The 16,502-nt window shown below is 37.8% G+C and carries 13 protein-coding genes and 2 pseudogenes; 10 read left to right on the forward strand and 5 right to left on the reverse strand.

The genetic code is table 11. The annotated features are described in order from the left end of the window. Nucleotides 1–347: 347 nt before the first annotated feature. The 4 genes from ilvD to ACFIMM_RS01475 form a co-directional block, all read right to left on the reverse strand. Nucleotides 348–2,186 (reverse strand): dihydroxy-acid dehydratase, encoded by a 1,839-nt coding sequence (gene ilvD / locus ACFIMM_RS01460; RefSeq protein WP_375611414.1) that lies wholly within the window; start codon nucleotides 2,184–2,186, stop codon nucleotides 348–350. A gap of 171 nt (nucleotides 2,187–2,357) precedes the next feature. Then, nucleotides 2,358–2,537 carry a hypothetical protein gene (locus tag ACFIMM_RS01465; RefSeq protein ID WP_375681106.1) on the reverse strand — a complete coding sequence of 60 codons (180 nt, stop codon included), beginning with the start codon at nucleotides 2,535–2,537 and terminating at the stop codon, nucleotides 2,358–2,360. 620 nt (nucleotides 2,538–3,157) lie between these two features. After that, on the reverse strand, nucleotides 3,158–3,409 hold the full coding sequence (locus ACFIMM_RS01470; protein ID WP_012754519.1) for a DUF1150 domain-containing protein: 252 nt from the start codon (nucleotides 3,407–3,409) through the stop codon (nucleotides 3,158–3,160). Between the two features lie 26 nt (nucleotides 3,410–3,435). Next, nucleotides 3,436–3,867 carry an Hsp20 family protein gene (locus ACFIMM_RS01475; protein WP_375612819.1) on the reverse strand — a complete coding sequence of 144 codons (432 nt, stop codon included), beginning with the start codon at nucleotides 3,865–3,867 and terminating at the stop codon, nucleotides 3,436–3,438. 120 nt (nucleotides 3,868–3,987) lie between these two features. Here ACFIMM_RS01475 and nth point away from each other — a divergent pair, with 120 nt between their 5' ends. The 10 genes and pseudogenes from nth to ACFIMM_RS01525 all read left to right on the forward strand — a co-directional run bounded on the left by nth (nucleotide 3,988) and on the right by ACFIMM_RS01525 (nucleotide 13,733). Continuing rightward, complete coding sequence (nth, locus tag ACFIMM_RS01480; RefSeq protein ID WP_375611411.1) at nucleotides 3,988–4,728, forward strand: endonuclease III; 741 nt, start codon at nucleotides 3,988–3,990, stop codon at nucleotides 4,726–4,728. A 155-nt stretch (nucleotides 4,729–4,883) separates the two neighbouring features. Further along, a complete protein-coding gene (gene rpmI / locus ACFIMM_RS01485; RefSeq protein WP_183193590.1) occupies nucleotides 4,884–5,087 on the forward strand; it encodes a 50S ribosomal protein L35 in 204 nt (67 codons plus the stop codon). A 33-nt stretch (nucleotides 5,088–5,120) separates the two neighbouring features. Next, a complete protein-coding gene (gene rplT / locus ACFIMM_RS01490; RefSeq protein WP_012754515.1) occupies nucleotides 5,121–5,522 on the forward strand; it encodes a 50S ribosomal protein L20 in 402 nt (133 codons plus the stop codon). A gap of 94 nt (nucleotides 5,523–5,616) precedes the next feature. After that, nucleotides 5,617–6,699, forward strand: coding sequence for a phenylalanine--tRNA ligase subunit alpha (gene pheS, locus ACFIMM_RS01495; RefSeq protein WP_375612817.1), 1,083 nt, complete (start codon nucleotides 5,617–5,619; stop codon nucleotides 6,697–6,699). A gap of 32 nt (nucleotides 6,700–6,731) precedes the next feature. Then, the gene (gene pheT / locus ACFIMM_RS01500; RefSeq protein ID WP_375649122.1) at nucleotides 6,732–9,146 is read left to right on the forward strand and encodes a phenylalanine--tRNA ligase subunit beta; all 2,415 of its coding nucleotides are present in this window, start codon (nucleotides 6,732–6,734) and stop codon (nucleotides 9,144–9,146) included. A 290-nt stretch (nucleotides 9,147–9,436) separates the two neighbouring features. Further along, on the forward strand, nucleotides 9,437–10,345 hold the full coding sequence (locus ACFIMM_RS01505; protein ID WP_375692585.1) for a metal ABC transporter substrate-binding protein: 909 nt from the start codon (nucleotides 9,437–9,439) through the stop codon (nucleotides 10,343–10,345). Then, nucleotides 10,342–11,171, forward strand: a pseudogene (locus ACFIMM_RS01510) (manganese/iron ABC transporter ATP-binding protein). The gene ACFIMM_RS01505 and the pseudogene ACFIMM_RS01510 overlap by 4 nt, the downstream one beginning before the upstream one ends. Further along, nucleotides 11,168–12,035: pseudogene (locus ACFIMM_RS01515) on the forward strand (metal ABC transporter permease). The pseudogenes ACFIMM_RS01510 and ACFIMM_RS01515 overlap by 4 nt, the downstream one beginning before the upstream one ends. After that, complete coding sequence (locus ACFIMM_RS01520; RefSeq protein ID WP_273790250.1) at nucleotides 12,032–12,937, forward strand: metal ABC transporter permease; 906 nt, start codon at nucleotides 12,032–12,034, stop codon at nucleotides 12,935–12,937. Before ACFIMM_RS01515 ends, ACFIMM_RS01520 begins: the two are co-directional and overlap by 4 nt. A gap of 409 nt (nucleotides 12,938–13,346) precedes the next feature. Beyond that, entirely contained in the window at nucleotides 13,347–13,733 is a 387-nt protein-coding gene (locus tag ACFIMM_RS01525; RefSeq protein WP_375611405.1) for a YbaN family protein, read from the forward strand. 1,463 nt (nucleotides 13,734–15,196) lie between these two features. On the opposite strand, the gene pncB is transcribed toward ACFIMM_RS01525, so the two are convergent. Next, on the reverse strand, nucleotides 15,197–16,501 hold the full coding sequence (gene pncB / locus ACFIMM_RS01530; RefSeq protein ID WP_375611404.1) for a nicotinate phosphoribosyltransferase: 1,305 nt from the start codon (nucleotides 16,499–16,501) through the stop codon (nucleotides 15,197–15,199). Nucleotide 16,502: the final 1 nt, after the last annotated feature.

A 16,502-nucleotide genomic window follows, 5' to 3' on the forward strand; every position in this document is an offset into this window, starting at 1 on the left:
AATATTTAAGGAAGATGCCGTATATCACAGCTCTAAATGACAGTGTTTTTACGGTACAACAAGATAATGCCACCAGTACAATAAATATCTTTCATAAATTATGAGTAATAAGAAATCATAATCTCATATAAGATTGGAATATGATATGAAAAGTAATTATACTGTATCTGTCTTACATAGCTGCTAAAATAAGCAATCTACCGCAGTTTTTAGTTGTATTGATAGCTTTTTAATCATACTCATCATGACTCGAAATATTCTGATAAGTTCATAAACTCATAAAATAATTAGCTTAGAATATCGTGCAAAAGATGCAAAAAATCAGAGCACTATCTCTATTCAACTCATCAAATATTACGTACTGCACCCTTTGCAGCAGATGTGGTCATCGCTGCATAGGCTTTGAGAGCCTTTGAAACTTTACGCTGACGCTTCTCAATCGGTTGCCAAGCGCCTTTTCCTTTTGCTTCCATCTTAGAACGGCGCTGCTTCATCTCAACGTCATCCACCAACATATGAATTCTACGATTTGGAATATCAATTTCTATGATATCCCCCTCTTCCACCAACGCAATTTCTCCTCCTTCAGCAGCTTCTGGTGAAATATGTCCTATTGAGAGCCCTGAACTTCCCCCTGAAAAACGTCCATCTGTAACAAGTGCACAAACCTTGCCTAATCCTTTAGATTTGAGATAACTCGTTGGATAAAGCATTTCTTGCATTCCAGGTCCACCACGTGGGCCTTCATAACGGATTAAAACAATTTCACCTGTTTTAATCTTATCAGTTAATATAGCTGAAACAGCTGAATCTTGGCTTTCAAAAATTCTTGCCGGACCTTTAAAAGTTAAAATTGATTGATCAACGCCTGCTGTTTTTACAATGCAGCCATCTTTTGCAAGATTCCCATAAAGAACTGCCAATCCTCCATCTTGTGAATATGCGTGTTCCCTATCGCGAATCACACCTTTTTCACGATCAAGGTCAAGGGTCTCATAGCGACAAGATTGACTAAAAGCTGTCTGTGTTGGAATACCACCTGGAGCGGCACGATAAAATGCATGAACTGTTGGCTCATTAGTTTGCTTTACATCCCAGCGGTAAAGAGCTTCTTTCATTGTTTTTGCGTGAACCGTATAAGTTGATGTATCAATGAGTCCTGCCGCATCCAGTTCACCTAAAAGCCCCATAATACCACCAGCGCGATGAACATCTTCCATATGTACATTTGCAACAGCAGGAGCAACCTTACATAAAACAGGAACACAACGTGAAAGATGATCAATATCCGTCATGGTAAAATCCACCTCACCTTCTTGCGCTGCAGCTAAAAGATGCAGTACTGTATTGGTTGATCCCCCCATGGCAATATCAACGGTCATTGCATTTTCAAAAGCCTTGCGTGAAGCAATAGAGCGCGGCAAAACTGTTTCATCATCTTCTTCATAATAACGTTTAACCAATGCAACAATCTGTTTTCCAGCTTCTTCAAAAAGCATTCGTCGATCTGCATGTGTTGCTAACATTGATCCATTTCCGGGAAGAGAAAGCCCCAATGCTTCCGTTAAGCAATTCATAGAATTGGCCGTAAACATTCCTGAACAAGAACCACATGTAGGACAAGCAGCACGCTCCATTTCAGCAACTTCTTCTTCTGAATTTTGTTCTGAAGCTGCTGCAACCATGGCATCGACCAAATCAACCGTTAGATCTTGATCCTTCCATTTAATCTTACCTGCTTCCATAGGACCGCCTGAAACAAAGATTGTCGGAATATTCAACCGTAAAGCAGCCATTAACATACCAGGTGTAATTTTGTCACAATTAGAAATACAAACAAGTGCATCTGCACAGTGTGCATTAACCATATACTCTACAGAATCAGCAATGATTTCACGTGAGGGCAACGAATAGAGCATTCCATCGTGCCCCATCGCAATTCCATCATCTACAGCAATGGTATTAAATTCTTTCGCAACACCACCGGCAACTGCTATCTGTTGTGCGACTAATTGCCCAAGATCTTTTAAATGAACATGCCCTGGTACAAATTGTGTAAAAGAATTCGCAATCGCAATAATGGGTTTACCAAAATCAGTATCTTTCATCCCTGTTGCACGCCAAAGTCCGCGGGCTCCTGCCATATTACGCCCGTGGGTTGATATTCTTGAACGGTAAGAAGGCATTATTTTTTTCCCCTCAAATAATTCCATTTTGCTTGTTGTGCTGTAACTTCATTATAAAAACAAGAGCTTTAATATTCAAAAGAGAAAAATACCTTGTACTGCGGCATTTGAAGCACAAAATTAAAAGCTCTGCATAAACTTTTTCATAAAGCCTTTGTTTTTTATTACCTGTTAGTCAACATCTAATCCCTGTGCAAGTCCACGTTTGAGATAAATATCAAAACGCTTCAGTATAACACGAACTGTTCCAGATTTTTGTATGCCAGATTTGGTTAGCATATTGCATCTATCTGTTTGCGTAATTTCTGGAATTGGAAAGAATATAAAGAAATCGTGATAAAAATCTATCATCTCCTTATAATTCAGCTTTACACCTTTCAAACGCATTCATAAAAATATCTTTTAAATAATGATGACGCATTATCTCATGCTTTTGTTTTTACACTCTTCAATAGAGCTACTCCCCTCAGGAAGAACAAAACACACCAAACAAAATACACTTGTATAGCCTTTATACTCATTTTAAAGAGACATCTTTCAATGCACTCGAGCCCATTTCACGATAGCGCCTATGAATGGTATAACAGCCCCCGTGAATAATATAAATCTATAAGGGACATCTTCACACTTATGAAGAAGAAAAATGACACCATCATACATTTTTTTATCCCCATATCGTGAACGTCCTTGGTAATTGAGACAATTAAAAAGAGATATTTTTATTCCTTTCTTCAAGTGTTTTTATCCACATGGCTCTCCCTGCTTATGACATCAAGCAAGTGACTTTAATTGTTTCAATATAAGAAGATCTCAAATGAGAGAACCTTATGATATTCGGGACTCTCATTCCAGTTGTAAAAAATTAATTATGAATATAAATCAATACTTAATCTAATTATAACTCACATTACACCCTTTACGAAAAAACAGATAGAATTTATAAAGAGTACAGCTTTTTCTCGTAAGGTAATCTAGTGCAGAGTTACAATTTGTAGTTCATGCTCATTGGCTCCAGCAAGGGCGATAGAACGCTCATCGGATAAAATGATAGGATAACCTGTTTCACCAAAGAGAGCCCATATCGTAATGCCTGGGGTCATTGGTGGAAGATCTGGAAAGTTTTTAGCCAGATCATCTGTACAAACTTTTTTTAAATAGGCAATCTGTCCCGCATCAGAGTAGGATGTGTTCTGAAACGACAAGTTTTGTTTGTGTTCTCCCATTTCACTGTTCCTTTACGCCTTAACTTTTATGACTCACCACTACTGACTTTAATTGGAATCTGTTTTATTTCTTTTTTTAATTTTGGTTGATACAGATTAATTGATAAAAGACCATTTTTCAACTCTGCATTTGTAACATGCATCCCTTCCGCGAGAACAAAGGTTCGCTGGAATTGTCGCGCAGCTATACCGCGATATAAATATTGATGATTTTGGTTGTCTGTTTGTTTACCATGAATAACCAATTGATTATCATCGAGTAAAATATTAAGATGGTTAATCTTAAATCCAGCAACAGCCAAAGTTATCCGGATATGATTTGCATCATCACTTTTATGCAAACGTTCAATATTATAGGCTGGGTAAGCCTCATCAGCTTTACCGATACGTTGCAATATTTTTTCTACGGTTTCAAACCCTAAAAGAAAAGGATTGGAGAAAGGCGTCACATGTGTCATTCATGAGTATCCTCTTTAAAACGGCTTTACTTGACCAAACTCTATAAAAGTGTTCGCTGCACTCCTCTCATATGGCGAGCGTGAATGATAACTTCAAGAGAGAAGATTTAAGAGAGTTCAATGCCTCAAAGTAACATAAAATTATCAAAGGTGCGAAATTTATCTAGTATATTGTATAATAAAGATGAAATTGCGGAAATATTTCGCCGTTTTTCTGTGCAACGCCCAACACCTAAGAGTGATCTTAACTACATAAATACTTTTACACTTTTAGTTGCCGTTGTGCTTTCGGCTCAAGCGACAGATGTAAGCGTTAATAAAGCGACAAAAGAATTATTTTGCCTTGCTGATCAACCGGAAAAAATGGTTGCATTAGGGGAAGAAGAAATAGCAAATCATATCCGTTCAATTGGCCTTTGGCGTGCAAAAGCACGTAATGTTTATGCGCTTTGCAACTGTTTAATTGATTATTATGGCGGTCAAGTACCCGATACGCGTGAAGCACTCATGGCCCTTCCTGGAGTGGGGCGCAAAACGGCTAATGTGGTCTTGAATGTTGCTTTTGGTCAGCCTACATTGGCAGTAGATACACATATTTTTCGCTTAAGCAATCGTCTTGGTTTGGCGCCTGGAAAAACACCAGAAATTGTTGAGAAAAAATTATTAAAGATTATACCGGTTCATTATATTCGCCATGCGCATCATTGGCTGATTTTACATGGTCGCTATATTTGTCAAGCCCGTAAACCACAATGTACGCAATGCATTATTGCCGATTTATGTAAAGCAGCCATCAAAACAAATGCAATTCCAGCACCTTTGGTTGAGCTTCACGGCAATGGAGCGCCGATTTTTTTGTAATACGGTCTTGCTATTTTGTGTATACTAGCTTATGAAAACGTCTTTAAGAGCCGCCCGGCAGGGCATGCCGTGGCTGTTTAAATGCTTGTTCAAGCGTTGGTCCGCTTGAGTGAATAAAATGTTTGATTGAATAAATTAATGTACGGAGTAGCAAAATGCCCAAGATGAAGACCAAATCATCCGCTAAAAAGCGGTTTAAAATCACTGCGTCAGGCAAAATTAAAGTAGCAGCTGCCGGTAAGCGCCACGGCATGATTAAGCGTTCGAATAAATTTATTCGCGATGCACGTGGAACAATGGTTTTGTGTGAACAAGATGCTAAAAAAGTCATTCAGCATTATTTGCCGAATGGTATTTAAACCTTACGCTTTTGATTTTGAGGAGATTATAATATGGCTCGTGTGAAAAGAGGTGTGACAGCACACGCTAAGCACAAAAAAGTTCTTAAACAGGCTGAAGGTTTTTACGGTCGTCGTAAAAATACCATTCGTGCAGCTAAAGCAGCGGTTGATCGTTCAAAGCAATACGCTTATCGTGACCGCAAAAATAGGAAACGTACTTTCCGTGCTTTGTGGATTCAGAGAATTAATGCGGCTGTTCGCGCAGAAGGTTTAACTTATGGACGTTTTATTGATGGCTTATCAAAAGCCGGTATTGAGGTTGATCGTAAGGTTCTTTCAGATATAGCAATCCATGAGGCAGAAGCATTTTCTGCTTTAGTTGCTTCGGCAAAAAAAGCTTTAGAATATTTAAAAGATACGACACCTAATGCTTTCGAAGGCGCTGTCAAATAAGCCAGTCGTGTTCTCTTAAAGCATTCATTTATTCGAGGTCCCGTGCTGGCTATTGCGAGTGCGGGTTTTTCTTTATTAAAAAATAGGCAAAAATATGAATGATATTGAGCGTCTGGAACAAGAAATTTGTTTAGCCTTAGAGGCAGCAGGTGATGAACAAGCACTTGAAGAAGTGCGTATTGCAGCATTGGGTAAAAAAGGTAGTATCTCTGAAAAATTAAAAGAATTAGGAAAAATGGATGCTGGCGAGCGCCATAAAGTTGGACCAGTTCTTAATGGATTAAAAAATCGCATTTTAGAATTATGGGCACAAAAGCGTGATCTTCTGAAAAGACAGGCAATGGATGCCCGTCTTTCTCGTGAAACAGTTGATGTTACCTTGCCTGTTCGCTCTTCACCTATAGAACGGGGACGCATTCATCCTATTTCACAAGTGATTGAGGAAATTATTGCCATTTATACAAAGTTGGGTTTTTCTCTTGCAGAGGGACCTGATATTGAAACAGATTATTATAATTTTACAGCATTGAATTTTCCTGAAGGGCATCCAGCGCGTGAAATGCATGATACCTTCTTTTTTGATGTTGATAAAATGGGAGAACGAAAATTATTGCGAACCCATACATCACCCGTACAAATTCGCACACTAGAAAAACAAAAAGCACCGATACGAATCATTATTCCTGGAAAAACTTACCGCATGGATTCGGATGCAACACATTCTCCCATGTTCCATCAGGTCGAGGGTCTTGTCATTGATAAAACCTCCACCATTGCACATATGATGTGGCTGCATGAAACTTTTTGTAAAGCATTTTTTGAAGTTCCCTCTGTAAAAATGCGTTTTCGTCCCTCTTTTTTCCCTTTTACCGAACCATCTATGGAGGTAGATATTCAATGTGATCGTTCTGGTTCAGAAGTAAAGTTCGGAGAAGGGCAGGATTGGTTGGAAATTTTAGGATGCGGAATGGTGCATCCCCAGGTGTTGAAAAATGTTGGTTTAGATCCAGATGAATATCAAGGTTTTGCATGGGGCATGGGCATTGATCGTATTGCCATGTTGAAATACGGTATGCCTGATTTGCGGGCTTTTTTTGATGCTGACCTGCGTTGGTTAGACCATTATGGCTTTCGTTGCTTTGATATGCCTGCTTTTTTTCCTAATAGAAATGTGTGATCTTAGTCATCGCTTTCATGTGAGGTTTTAAAATGAAGTTTACATTGTCCTGGTTAAAAGATCACTTAGAAACAAATGCATCTTTGAATGAAATTTGTGAAAAATTAACCGCTATAGGTCTTGAGGTTGATTACGTTGATGATCGGTCTTCTTTAAAAGGTTTTGTGATTGCAAAAGTTTTAACAGCAATAAAGCATCCTGATGCAGATAAACTTCAAATTTTATCAGTCGATACAGGGACTTCCACACCTGTTCAAGTTGTCTGTGGAGCACCAAATGCACGCGCAGGTCTTGTTGGTGTTCTGGCACTACCAGGCACTTATATTCTAGGACTTGATGTAACATTATCTGTAGGAAAAATCCGAGGTGTTGAAAGTTTTGGGATGATGTGTTCACAAGCGGAGCTTGAATTATCAAATGAGCATGATGGGATTATTGAACTTCCAGAAGATGCACCTATTGGAGGTTCATTTGCAGCTTATGCTGGTTTAGATGATCCGGTTATTGATATTGGTTTGACCCCTAATCGTTCCGATTGCACAGGTGTTCGTGGTATTGCACGTGATCTTGCTGCCGCTGGAATGGGAAAATTAAAAGAATTATCCTTGTCAAAATTTGATCCTTCCTTTGAAACACCTCTCGATGTTTCATTAGATTTTTCGCAAGATTCATCATTATGTTTAGGTTTTGCTTGGCGTGAAGTGCGCAATGTTCAAAATGGTGCATCACCACAGTGGATGCAACAGCGTTTGAATGCAATTGGTCTGAGACCGATTAATGCGCTTGTTGATATGACCAATTACATCAGTTTTGACCTTGGTCGTCCGCTCCATGTTTTTGATGCAGATAAAATTAAAGGTAATTTGTGTGTACGTTGCGCGCGTGAAGGAGAGCAGCTTCAAGCACTGAACGGAAAAATCTATCATCTGGGCCCTAAGAATTGTGTCATTGCAGATGACGAGGGGGTTGTTTCGATTGCCGGTATCATGGGCGGTGAAAGAACGAGTTGTGATGAAACAACACATCGCATTATTATTGAATCGGCGCTTTGGGATGCGCGAAGCATTGCACAAACAGGAAGAGCATTAGGTCTTATTAGTGATGCACGTTATCGATTTGAACGAGGTGTTGACCCGGCTTTTATAGAAACAGGACTTGAGATTGCAACAGAATTGGTCTTACGTCTTTGTGGTGGTGAAGTATCTAAAAAGAAGATCGTTGGCTATCAGCAACAAGAAATCAAACAGATCGCTTTTCCTTTTTCTGAAATTAAACGTTTAACAAATTTGGAAATAGAACCTGAAAAAGTCATCTCTATTTTAACAAAACTTGGATTTTTTGTTGAAGGAAAAGGAGAAGTCGTTACGGTAAAAGTACCATCATGGCGCCCTGATATTATGGGTAAAGCCGATTTGGTGGAAGAGGTTATGAGAATTTATGGGTTAGATAAAATTAAACCTATTCCTTTGGAAAACTTTGCAGAAGGAAAAGATCAAATTTTAACATGCGCACAAATTCGTTCACGTGCTACACGTTTGGCTCTAGTGCAACGTGGTATGAAAGAAGCGGTGACATGGTCTTTTATTTCTGAAAATCAAGCTCTTGCTTTTGGAGGAGGTCAAGAAGAGCTTAAATTAGTTAATCCTATTGCTGCTGATATGTCAATGATGCGTCCTTCCCTTTTACCTGGCTTGATTATGGCGGCACAAAGAAATGCTGATCGTGGTTTTTCCGATCTTGCTTTGTTTGAAGTTTCAAGTATTTATGAGGGCGACACCCCTGATAAACAACACCGTGTTGTTAGTGGAATTCGTCGCGGAACAGAGCAATTTAAAGGGGCTGGGCGTTTTTGGAATGGAAATGCAACCGTCGTTGATGTTTTTGATGCCAAAGCAGATGCTTTAGCTATTTTAGAAGCATGCGATATGGATGTTGGGAAAGTGCAGATTGAAGTTGGAGCACCGGATTGGTATCATCCTGGTCGTTCAGGTGTCATAAAACTTGGATCAAAGATTATTCTTGGTTTTTTTGGTGTTTTTCATCCTGCTACATTAGAAAAGTTAGATGTCAGTGGCCCTTTATGCGGCTTTGAAATTTTTCTAGATCGAATTCCAGAATCAAAGAAAAAAACGACCAAAAGCCGTCCTCCTTTGAAACTCTCACCTTTTCAAATGGTGCGGCGTGATTTTGCCTTTATAGCGGATAAAACTGTTGCCTCTTCTCTTATTATTCGGGCGGCAAGTGGAGCCGATAAAAAACTTATTCATTCAGTGCAGGTTTTTGATATTTTTGAAGATTTAAGCTTTGGTGAAGATAAAAAATCTGTTGCAATTGAAGTAACTATTCAGCCCATAGAACGGACTTTAACAGATGAAGATTTAGAAAAGCTTGCCTCAAAGATCGTGGATAATGTTACCAAAATGACAGGTGCATATTTACGCTACTGAGTATTCTCATTTTTTATGAGATATTTTACATGAAGTGGGAGCTTGTTTGAGTACTCCCTTTTTGTTTAGCACTCAAGAGCTATAGAGCTTCTTGAAAGGGGATTTTATTACCAAAACAAGCTGCTTAAATCATCAGTTTTTTCAATATGAAAAAACTGTTTTTAAACATCTTGAAAAGTTATTTTTTCTCTTAATCCTTCATTGCAAATGTAAAAGATAACTGCTATTGCTAAATGATAATGCAAATTATTTGCAATAAAAAGAAGGCATATAAAGGAAAGAGAGAATCAATGAACGTAAGAACGTTTTTCACCATAGTTTTTGGAAGTGTTATTTTTTGTACACCCAATTTTGCTTTGTGTGCTGGTAAATTTAAAGCTGTTACGACATTCACTATCATTGCTGATATGGCACGCAATGTAGCAGGTGATGCCGCTGATGTTGAATCCATTACAAAACCAGGTGCGGAAATTCATGAATACCAACCCACCCCACGCGATCTTATGCGTGCTCAGGGAGCTAACCTTGTATTGTGGAATGGTTTAGAGTTAGAGCTTTGGTTTGAAAAGTTTTTTCAAAATATCAAGGATGTTCCAAGTGTTGTTGTTTCAAAAGGTATTGTACCCATTAAAATTGGTGAGGGCCCCTTTAGCGGTAAACCCAATCCTCATGCGTGGATGTCACCGACCTCTGCTTTGATTTACGTTGATAATATTCGCGATGCTTTTGTAAAATATGATCCTGAACATGCTGAAATTTATAAACAGAATGCTGAAATTTATAAACAGAAAATTCGTGCAACAATTGATCCAATTAGGGCTGAATTAGAAGCTGTACCGCAAGATAAACGTTGGCTTGTGACCAGTGAGGGGGCTTTTAGCTATTTGGCGCGTGATTTTGATCTAAAAGAACTTTATTTATGGCCCATCAATGCTGACCAACAAGGAACACCACAGCAGGTCAAGCATGTTATTGATATGGTTCGCAAATACAATATTCATGCAGTTTTTTCTGAAAGCACTATTTCCCCTGCGCCTGCTAAGCAGGTTGCCAGAGAAACAGGAGCTAAATACGGTGGTGTTCTTTATGTTGATTCTTTAAGTGAGAAAAATGGTGAGGTACCCACTTATATTGATTTATTACGTGTCACGAGTGGGCGTATTAGCAATGCTTTAGTAGAGGGAGTAAAAAACCAATGACGGAATGTGGAATTTTTGCCCAAGGAGTAACGGTAACATATCGTAATGGACATACAGCTTTACGCGAAGTGAATTTTGAAAGTCCAAAGGGTTCTATTACGGCATTGGTTGGTGTTAATGGATCCGGTAAGTCAACGTTATTTAAAGCGATTATGGGGTTTGTACGCCCCTCAAAGGGAAAAATTCGCATGTTTGATTTGCCCGTTGATGTAGCTTTGAAAAAAATCTTATTGCTTATGTTCCTCAAAGTGAAGATGTTGATTGGAATTTTCCTGTCTTGGTTGAAGATGTTGTATTGATGGGGCGGTACGGTCATATGAATTTCTTTCGCTATGCCCGTACACAAGATTATGAAGCCGTTCGTATTGCCTTAGAACGTGTTGATATGCTGGCTTTTGCCAAGCGCCAAATTGGAGAACTTTCTGGTGGACAGAAAAAGCGTGTTTTTCTAGCACGCGCTCTTGCACAGAAAGCAAAAGCTATTTTATTAGATGAGCCGTTTACAGGGGTTGACGTTACAACAGAAGATAAAATCATTGCTTTGTTACAAGATCTTCGTAAAGAAGGAGCTGTGATCTTGGTTTCAACTCACAATTTGGGTTCTGTTCGTGAATTTTGTGATCATACGGTTTTAATAAAAGGAACAGTGTTAGCTTCCGGATTAACTGAAAAAATCTTTACAAAGCAAAATCTGGAAAAAACTTTTGGAGGATCTTTGCACCACCATATTTTTGACCTTCAAAGCGCAAAAAAAAATGATGTTTTCATGGGAAGAAAGCAGTCTGCAGCTTGTGAAGATATTGAAAGAGTGGAGCACGTTGCATGATTTCTTGGTTGCTTGAGCCACTGAGCTATCAATATATGGTGAATGCAATGTGGGTTTCTGGGTTAGTTGGGTGTGTTTGTGCCTTTCTTTCGGCTTTTTTGATGTTAAAAGGTTGGTCATTGATTGGTGATGCACTTTCCCATTCGATTGTTCCTGGTGTAGCAGGAGCTTACCTTTTAGGGTTACCTTTTTCACTCGGCGCTTTTTTTTTCTGGTGGTCTTGCAGCAGCAGCAATGCTCTTTTTTAACCATCGGACAAAGCTTAAAGAAGATACCATTATTGGGCTCATTTTTTCTTCCTTTTTTGCCTTTGGGTTGTTTCTCAAATCATTAAAACCAATGGCCGTTAATATTGATACGATTGTTTTGGGAAATATTTTAGCAGTGAGTTCAACAGATATTCTACAATTGGCTTTTATCGGCTTTGTTTCGTTGCTTATATTGCTTTTGAAATGGAAAGATCTTCTTGTTTCGTTATTTGATGAAACGCATGCGCATGCCATTGGATTAAACGTAAAATTTTTAAAGATTCTCTTTTTCACATTGCTTGCCGCTTGTACCGTTGCTGCGATGCAAACCGTTGGAGCGTTCTTAGTCATTTGTCTTGTTGTGACACCTGGGGCAACGGCCTATCTTTTAAGTGATCGTTTCGTAAACATCTTGGTTATTGCAGTTGTAATTGGAACCTTCACAAGTGTCTTGGGTGTTTATGTGAGTTATTTTTTGAATGCACAAACGGGTGGGGTTGTAGTGCTTTTTCAAGCATCTTTATTTGTTTTGGCTTTTATTTTTGCTCCTAAACATGGGTTTATTGCTGCGCGCTTACGCATAAATGCGGCAAAAAAGGGTGTAATATTATCATGATTGATCAATTACTGCTTCCGTTTCAGTTTTCTTTTATGCTTAAGGGTATGCTTATTGTCATGATTCTTTCTATTCCCATGGCGATGCTTTCCTGTTTTCTTATTTTGAAAGGATGGGCGCTGTTAGGCGATGCCATTTCTCATGCAGTTTTTCCAGGTGTTGTTGTTGGTTATATGACAACACCATGGGTAATCGCATTTTTAACTTCTTTGCCATTTGCTTGGTTTCAGCATATGCGTCCAGAGAATATTACAATGACTTTGATTACTTGCGGTGCTTTTGTTGCAGGAATGGTGTGTGCACTATTAACGGGTTTTTTAGGGAGCAATAGCCGTATCAAACAGGACACGGTGATGGGTGTGGTCTTTTCTTCAATGTTTGGTTTGGGGCTTGTTTTAGCCACGTCTATTTATAGTAGCTTAGATTTGAATCATATTCTATTTGGTAATCTCTTGGGTGTTAACTGGCTTGATATAACGCAGACGGCAATCATTTCTGCTGTTGTCACTTTTATTTTAGCAGCAAAATGGCGCGACTTTATGCTGTATATTTTTGACACAGTTCAAGGACGTGCAATGGGGTTACCAATATCTCTACTCCACTATACCCTGCTAACGATGATTTCTCTTACAATTGTTGCGGCTTTGAAAGCTGTAGGTATCGTACTCGTTATTTCTTTACTGATAGCACCAGGAGCAATTGCCTATCTTGTCACAAAGCGGTTTTCTTTTATGTTAATGATCGCGATACTTGTTGCAGCTTTTTCTGGTTTTTTAGGGATTTATCTCAGCTTATTTATCGGCTCTGATTCTGCTTCCACAATTGTGTTGATCTTGACGTTGATTTTTATGGCTATTTTCATGATGATTTTCTTTCGTCGAAACACAGTTCAAGAGACTTGAAAGTGTTAAAATTCATGCATATCAGCCATGCATTTTTATATATTGTTTCTCATTTTTATTTTAATTAGAGTTTGGGGTGCTAGGTTATTTTTCCTCCTAATATCTAGCAGGTGAATGCAGTAAATTTTCTCCCACCACAACACTGCATTCTTAATTAAGAGGCTGCATTGATTTTTTCTGCAGCCTTTTTATTTTTTTGTTTTTCTAAAATCTCTCCTCTTTTCTTGAAATCATTTAAAATGATTATAATATTGTGTAAGCTATTCGGTATTTTCAAGGAACTTATAACAGCAAAGACACTTACGCATGAAGGGGTAGAGCGTAATTGTACACTCAGACATGTAAACAGAAAAAAACAGATACAATGTTTTTGTATAGGGTTTTGCGTAGAGGAAAATAGTACGAGAAAATGAAAAAAGATTTGAAGATATCGCACCCTTTACGTATCTGCTATTATATAGCAGGGTGGGCGATGGTTATATTAGGTATTATCGGTGTCGTATTACCTATTATGCCAACTGTGCCTTTTTTATTGGTTGCCTCATGGTGTTTTACGCGTTCTTCTCCACGTTTTCATCAATGGTTGAATAATCATCGTATTTTTGGTCCCCCTATTAAGCGATGGGAAGAAAAAAAAGCAATCTCTCCATTCGTTAAAGTTTTTGCAATGATGAGTATGACAGGAGGATTTTTATCCTTTTTTGTAATGCTACACCCTCCTTTGTGGATTTCTTTACTTGTTGCGGTTATATTATTGCTGATTGCCATTTATATTGTAACACGTCCATCTTCCTAATGATAAAAAAGGCTTTATGGGATACTCTTTTTAGCTTCAACTTATTTGTAAAAACTATGAGAACTTTTAAGTTTTGAATATAAGCTCTCCATTTCCAAAATGCATATGAAATAGCAAGCTTTTTGAACGCAATTAATTAATAATATGTTTGTGAAATAATTTTTATGAACACTCAAAATGTTCTCACTTGGTAAACAATGATAAATCACATTCATGGAAGAGAGTCATTATTTTTGTAAAGCATGTTTGTATGAATCTCTACATATACATCATTAAAAAGTCATTGATATGATAGTCATTTCTTTCTAAAAGACATTTCGTTTGTTTTCATATCTCTTAATGAGGATATAATACAAAGCTTACTAAACACCATCATTTTTATACTTATACAGTTAAGAAGCCGGTCTATTATATCAATCTTTAATGTTACATCTGTTATTAACTTAAGAATAATTCATAAGAAACAACAGAGTTTTTCAAATGGTTTTATATATACACGCATTCTTATTATAATATGCGAATAAATAATTTCTCTGTCTTTGTATAAAGCTTATTCGAAATAAAAATATTATTGCATTCTCTGTTTTTAATAAAGTCATGCCCCTCACGTAAAACAAAAGGTCTCCCAAATCATGTTATTTACACATTTATTTTAATGAAACATCTCCCAACACTTTACTCATTTCATAATAGCAGACCATACATGGATAAAGTAAAATCTCATTGTAACGTGTATAAAATCTATTTGAGCACCATCATCCTTGCCTTTCAAAATGCACACCAATAGTCACCATGCTATTTGTCATCCTCCAATTTTGCCTTAGTAATTCCTAATGCTACAATTATAGCTTGTCATCTGGTTTTGTATATTTTGACACTAGATTTTGTACCAATTTATTTTTTCAAAGAGTTTAAAGATGTTCTCAAAGGGTTTTGAAAGCCTTTTCTCATTTTTATTTATGGAAACGCACTTTTTTCTGATTTTCGGTAATTTTTGCAATTTTAGGTGTCAAAATCTATTTTGATAAAACGCGCATTGAATGGTCAAAATTGTACATAAAAACAACAAATTACCACGTATTCCTACTTAATCCAACCTCTTCCCACTTAGTATAAAACCTACTGTCAAACTACAACAATAACCCTTAGAACTTGAAAACCTTCATACATGCAAGGAGATGAGTGTGCTTGATTTAACAGGGTTAAAATGAGAAAATCTCCTTGGCTAAACTTCCTTGGCCCGTTAAGTATTTTTTTAATGCGTCGTAAATATTTTTAAGTCTTATCTATCGCGCCTTATGTAAGTGAAGCGTATGCGTGGTAGGCCAAGTAGAATCTGCTCAAAAACAGCCGAACTGTTTACAGACCAGCAAAGGTTAAGAATCCTCGTCCTTAGGGTAGGACAAAAATCAATCTTATAAACAATATGATGGATCAATATACTTGTTTTAAAGAACCGGAAACTATGTCTTTATAGGTCTAGCAATTCGTTTTTTATTACCAAAAAAATTGAGATAACGTTGTACTTCTTTTGAATCACCGATCGTTTTTTCAGGATTATCTGAAAGTTTTACGGCTGGTCGACCATTGGCATAGGTCACCTTACAAACAAGGGAAAGAGCATCAAGAGTTTCGATTTCCTGAGGTGCACAGCCTGTAAAATCATTGGTAAGATCCGTGCCCCATCCAAAACTCATGCGCACTTTACCATGGAAATGATGATAGGTTTTTTCAATTGTATTGACATCAAGAGCATCAGAAAAAATTAAAAGTTTTTTGCGTGGATCTTTTCCTTTTTCTTTCCACCATTGAATAATACGTTCACCACCTTCAATAGGAGGCGCACTATCGGGTCTGAAACCCGTCCAATCAGCGACCCAATCTGGTGCATTGCGTAAAAATTCTTCTGTACCAAAGGTATCAGGTAATACAATGAGAAGATTTCCACCATAATAACGATTCCAATCTTGCAAGACTTGATACGGAGCTCTGCGTAATTCATCATCATTGTTGCTGAGAGCCGCAATAACCATAGGCAATTCGTGTGCATTGGTTCCAAGAGCTTCTAAATCCGTATCCATGGCAAGAAGAACATTAGAAGTTCCAGTAAAAGAATGACCAATGCCTTCTTTTAATGCTTCCACACACCAGCGCTGCCATAAAAAAGAATGGCGACGCCTTGTCCCAAAGTCAGATATTTTAATATCAGGCAATTTTTTGAGACGTTCAACTTTACTCCACATTTTTGCTTTAGCACGCGCATAAAGTACATCAAGAGCAAAACGATCTAGTTTTTTGAGAGCAGCACGTGAACGTAATTCACTAATAATAGCAAGGGCAGGAATTTCCCACATGGAACTATGGGCCCAGGGTCCATGAAAATGAAGGATATATTGGCCATCTTTGCGGGTGAGTTCATATTCTGGAAGTTGAAAATTCTCAAGCCACTGAAGAAAATCCGGTTCAAAAATTTGTTTGCGTCCATAAAATGTATTACCAGCAAGCCAAATCATTTCTTTTTTTGTAAAGCGCAAACTAAGAGCATGATCAAGTTGGGCACGCAATTCACTCTCATCAATATCGTCGGCAAGACGTATTGTTTTAGAGCGATTTATGAGGGAAAAAGTAACATTAACATTAGGATATAACCCCCAAATCATCTGCACCATTAGAAGCTTATAAAAATCCGTATCAAGAAGTGACCGAATAATGGGATCAAGTTTCCAAGTGTGATTGTAAACACGTCTAGCAATATCCGGATGATTCATA

The organism is Bartonella sp. AP258QHHD (assembly GCF_042196145.1).
Classification (GTDB): Bacteria; Pseudomonadota; Alphaproteobacteria; order Rhizobiales; family Rhizobiaceae; genus Bartonella.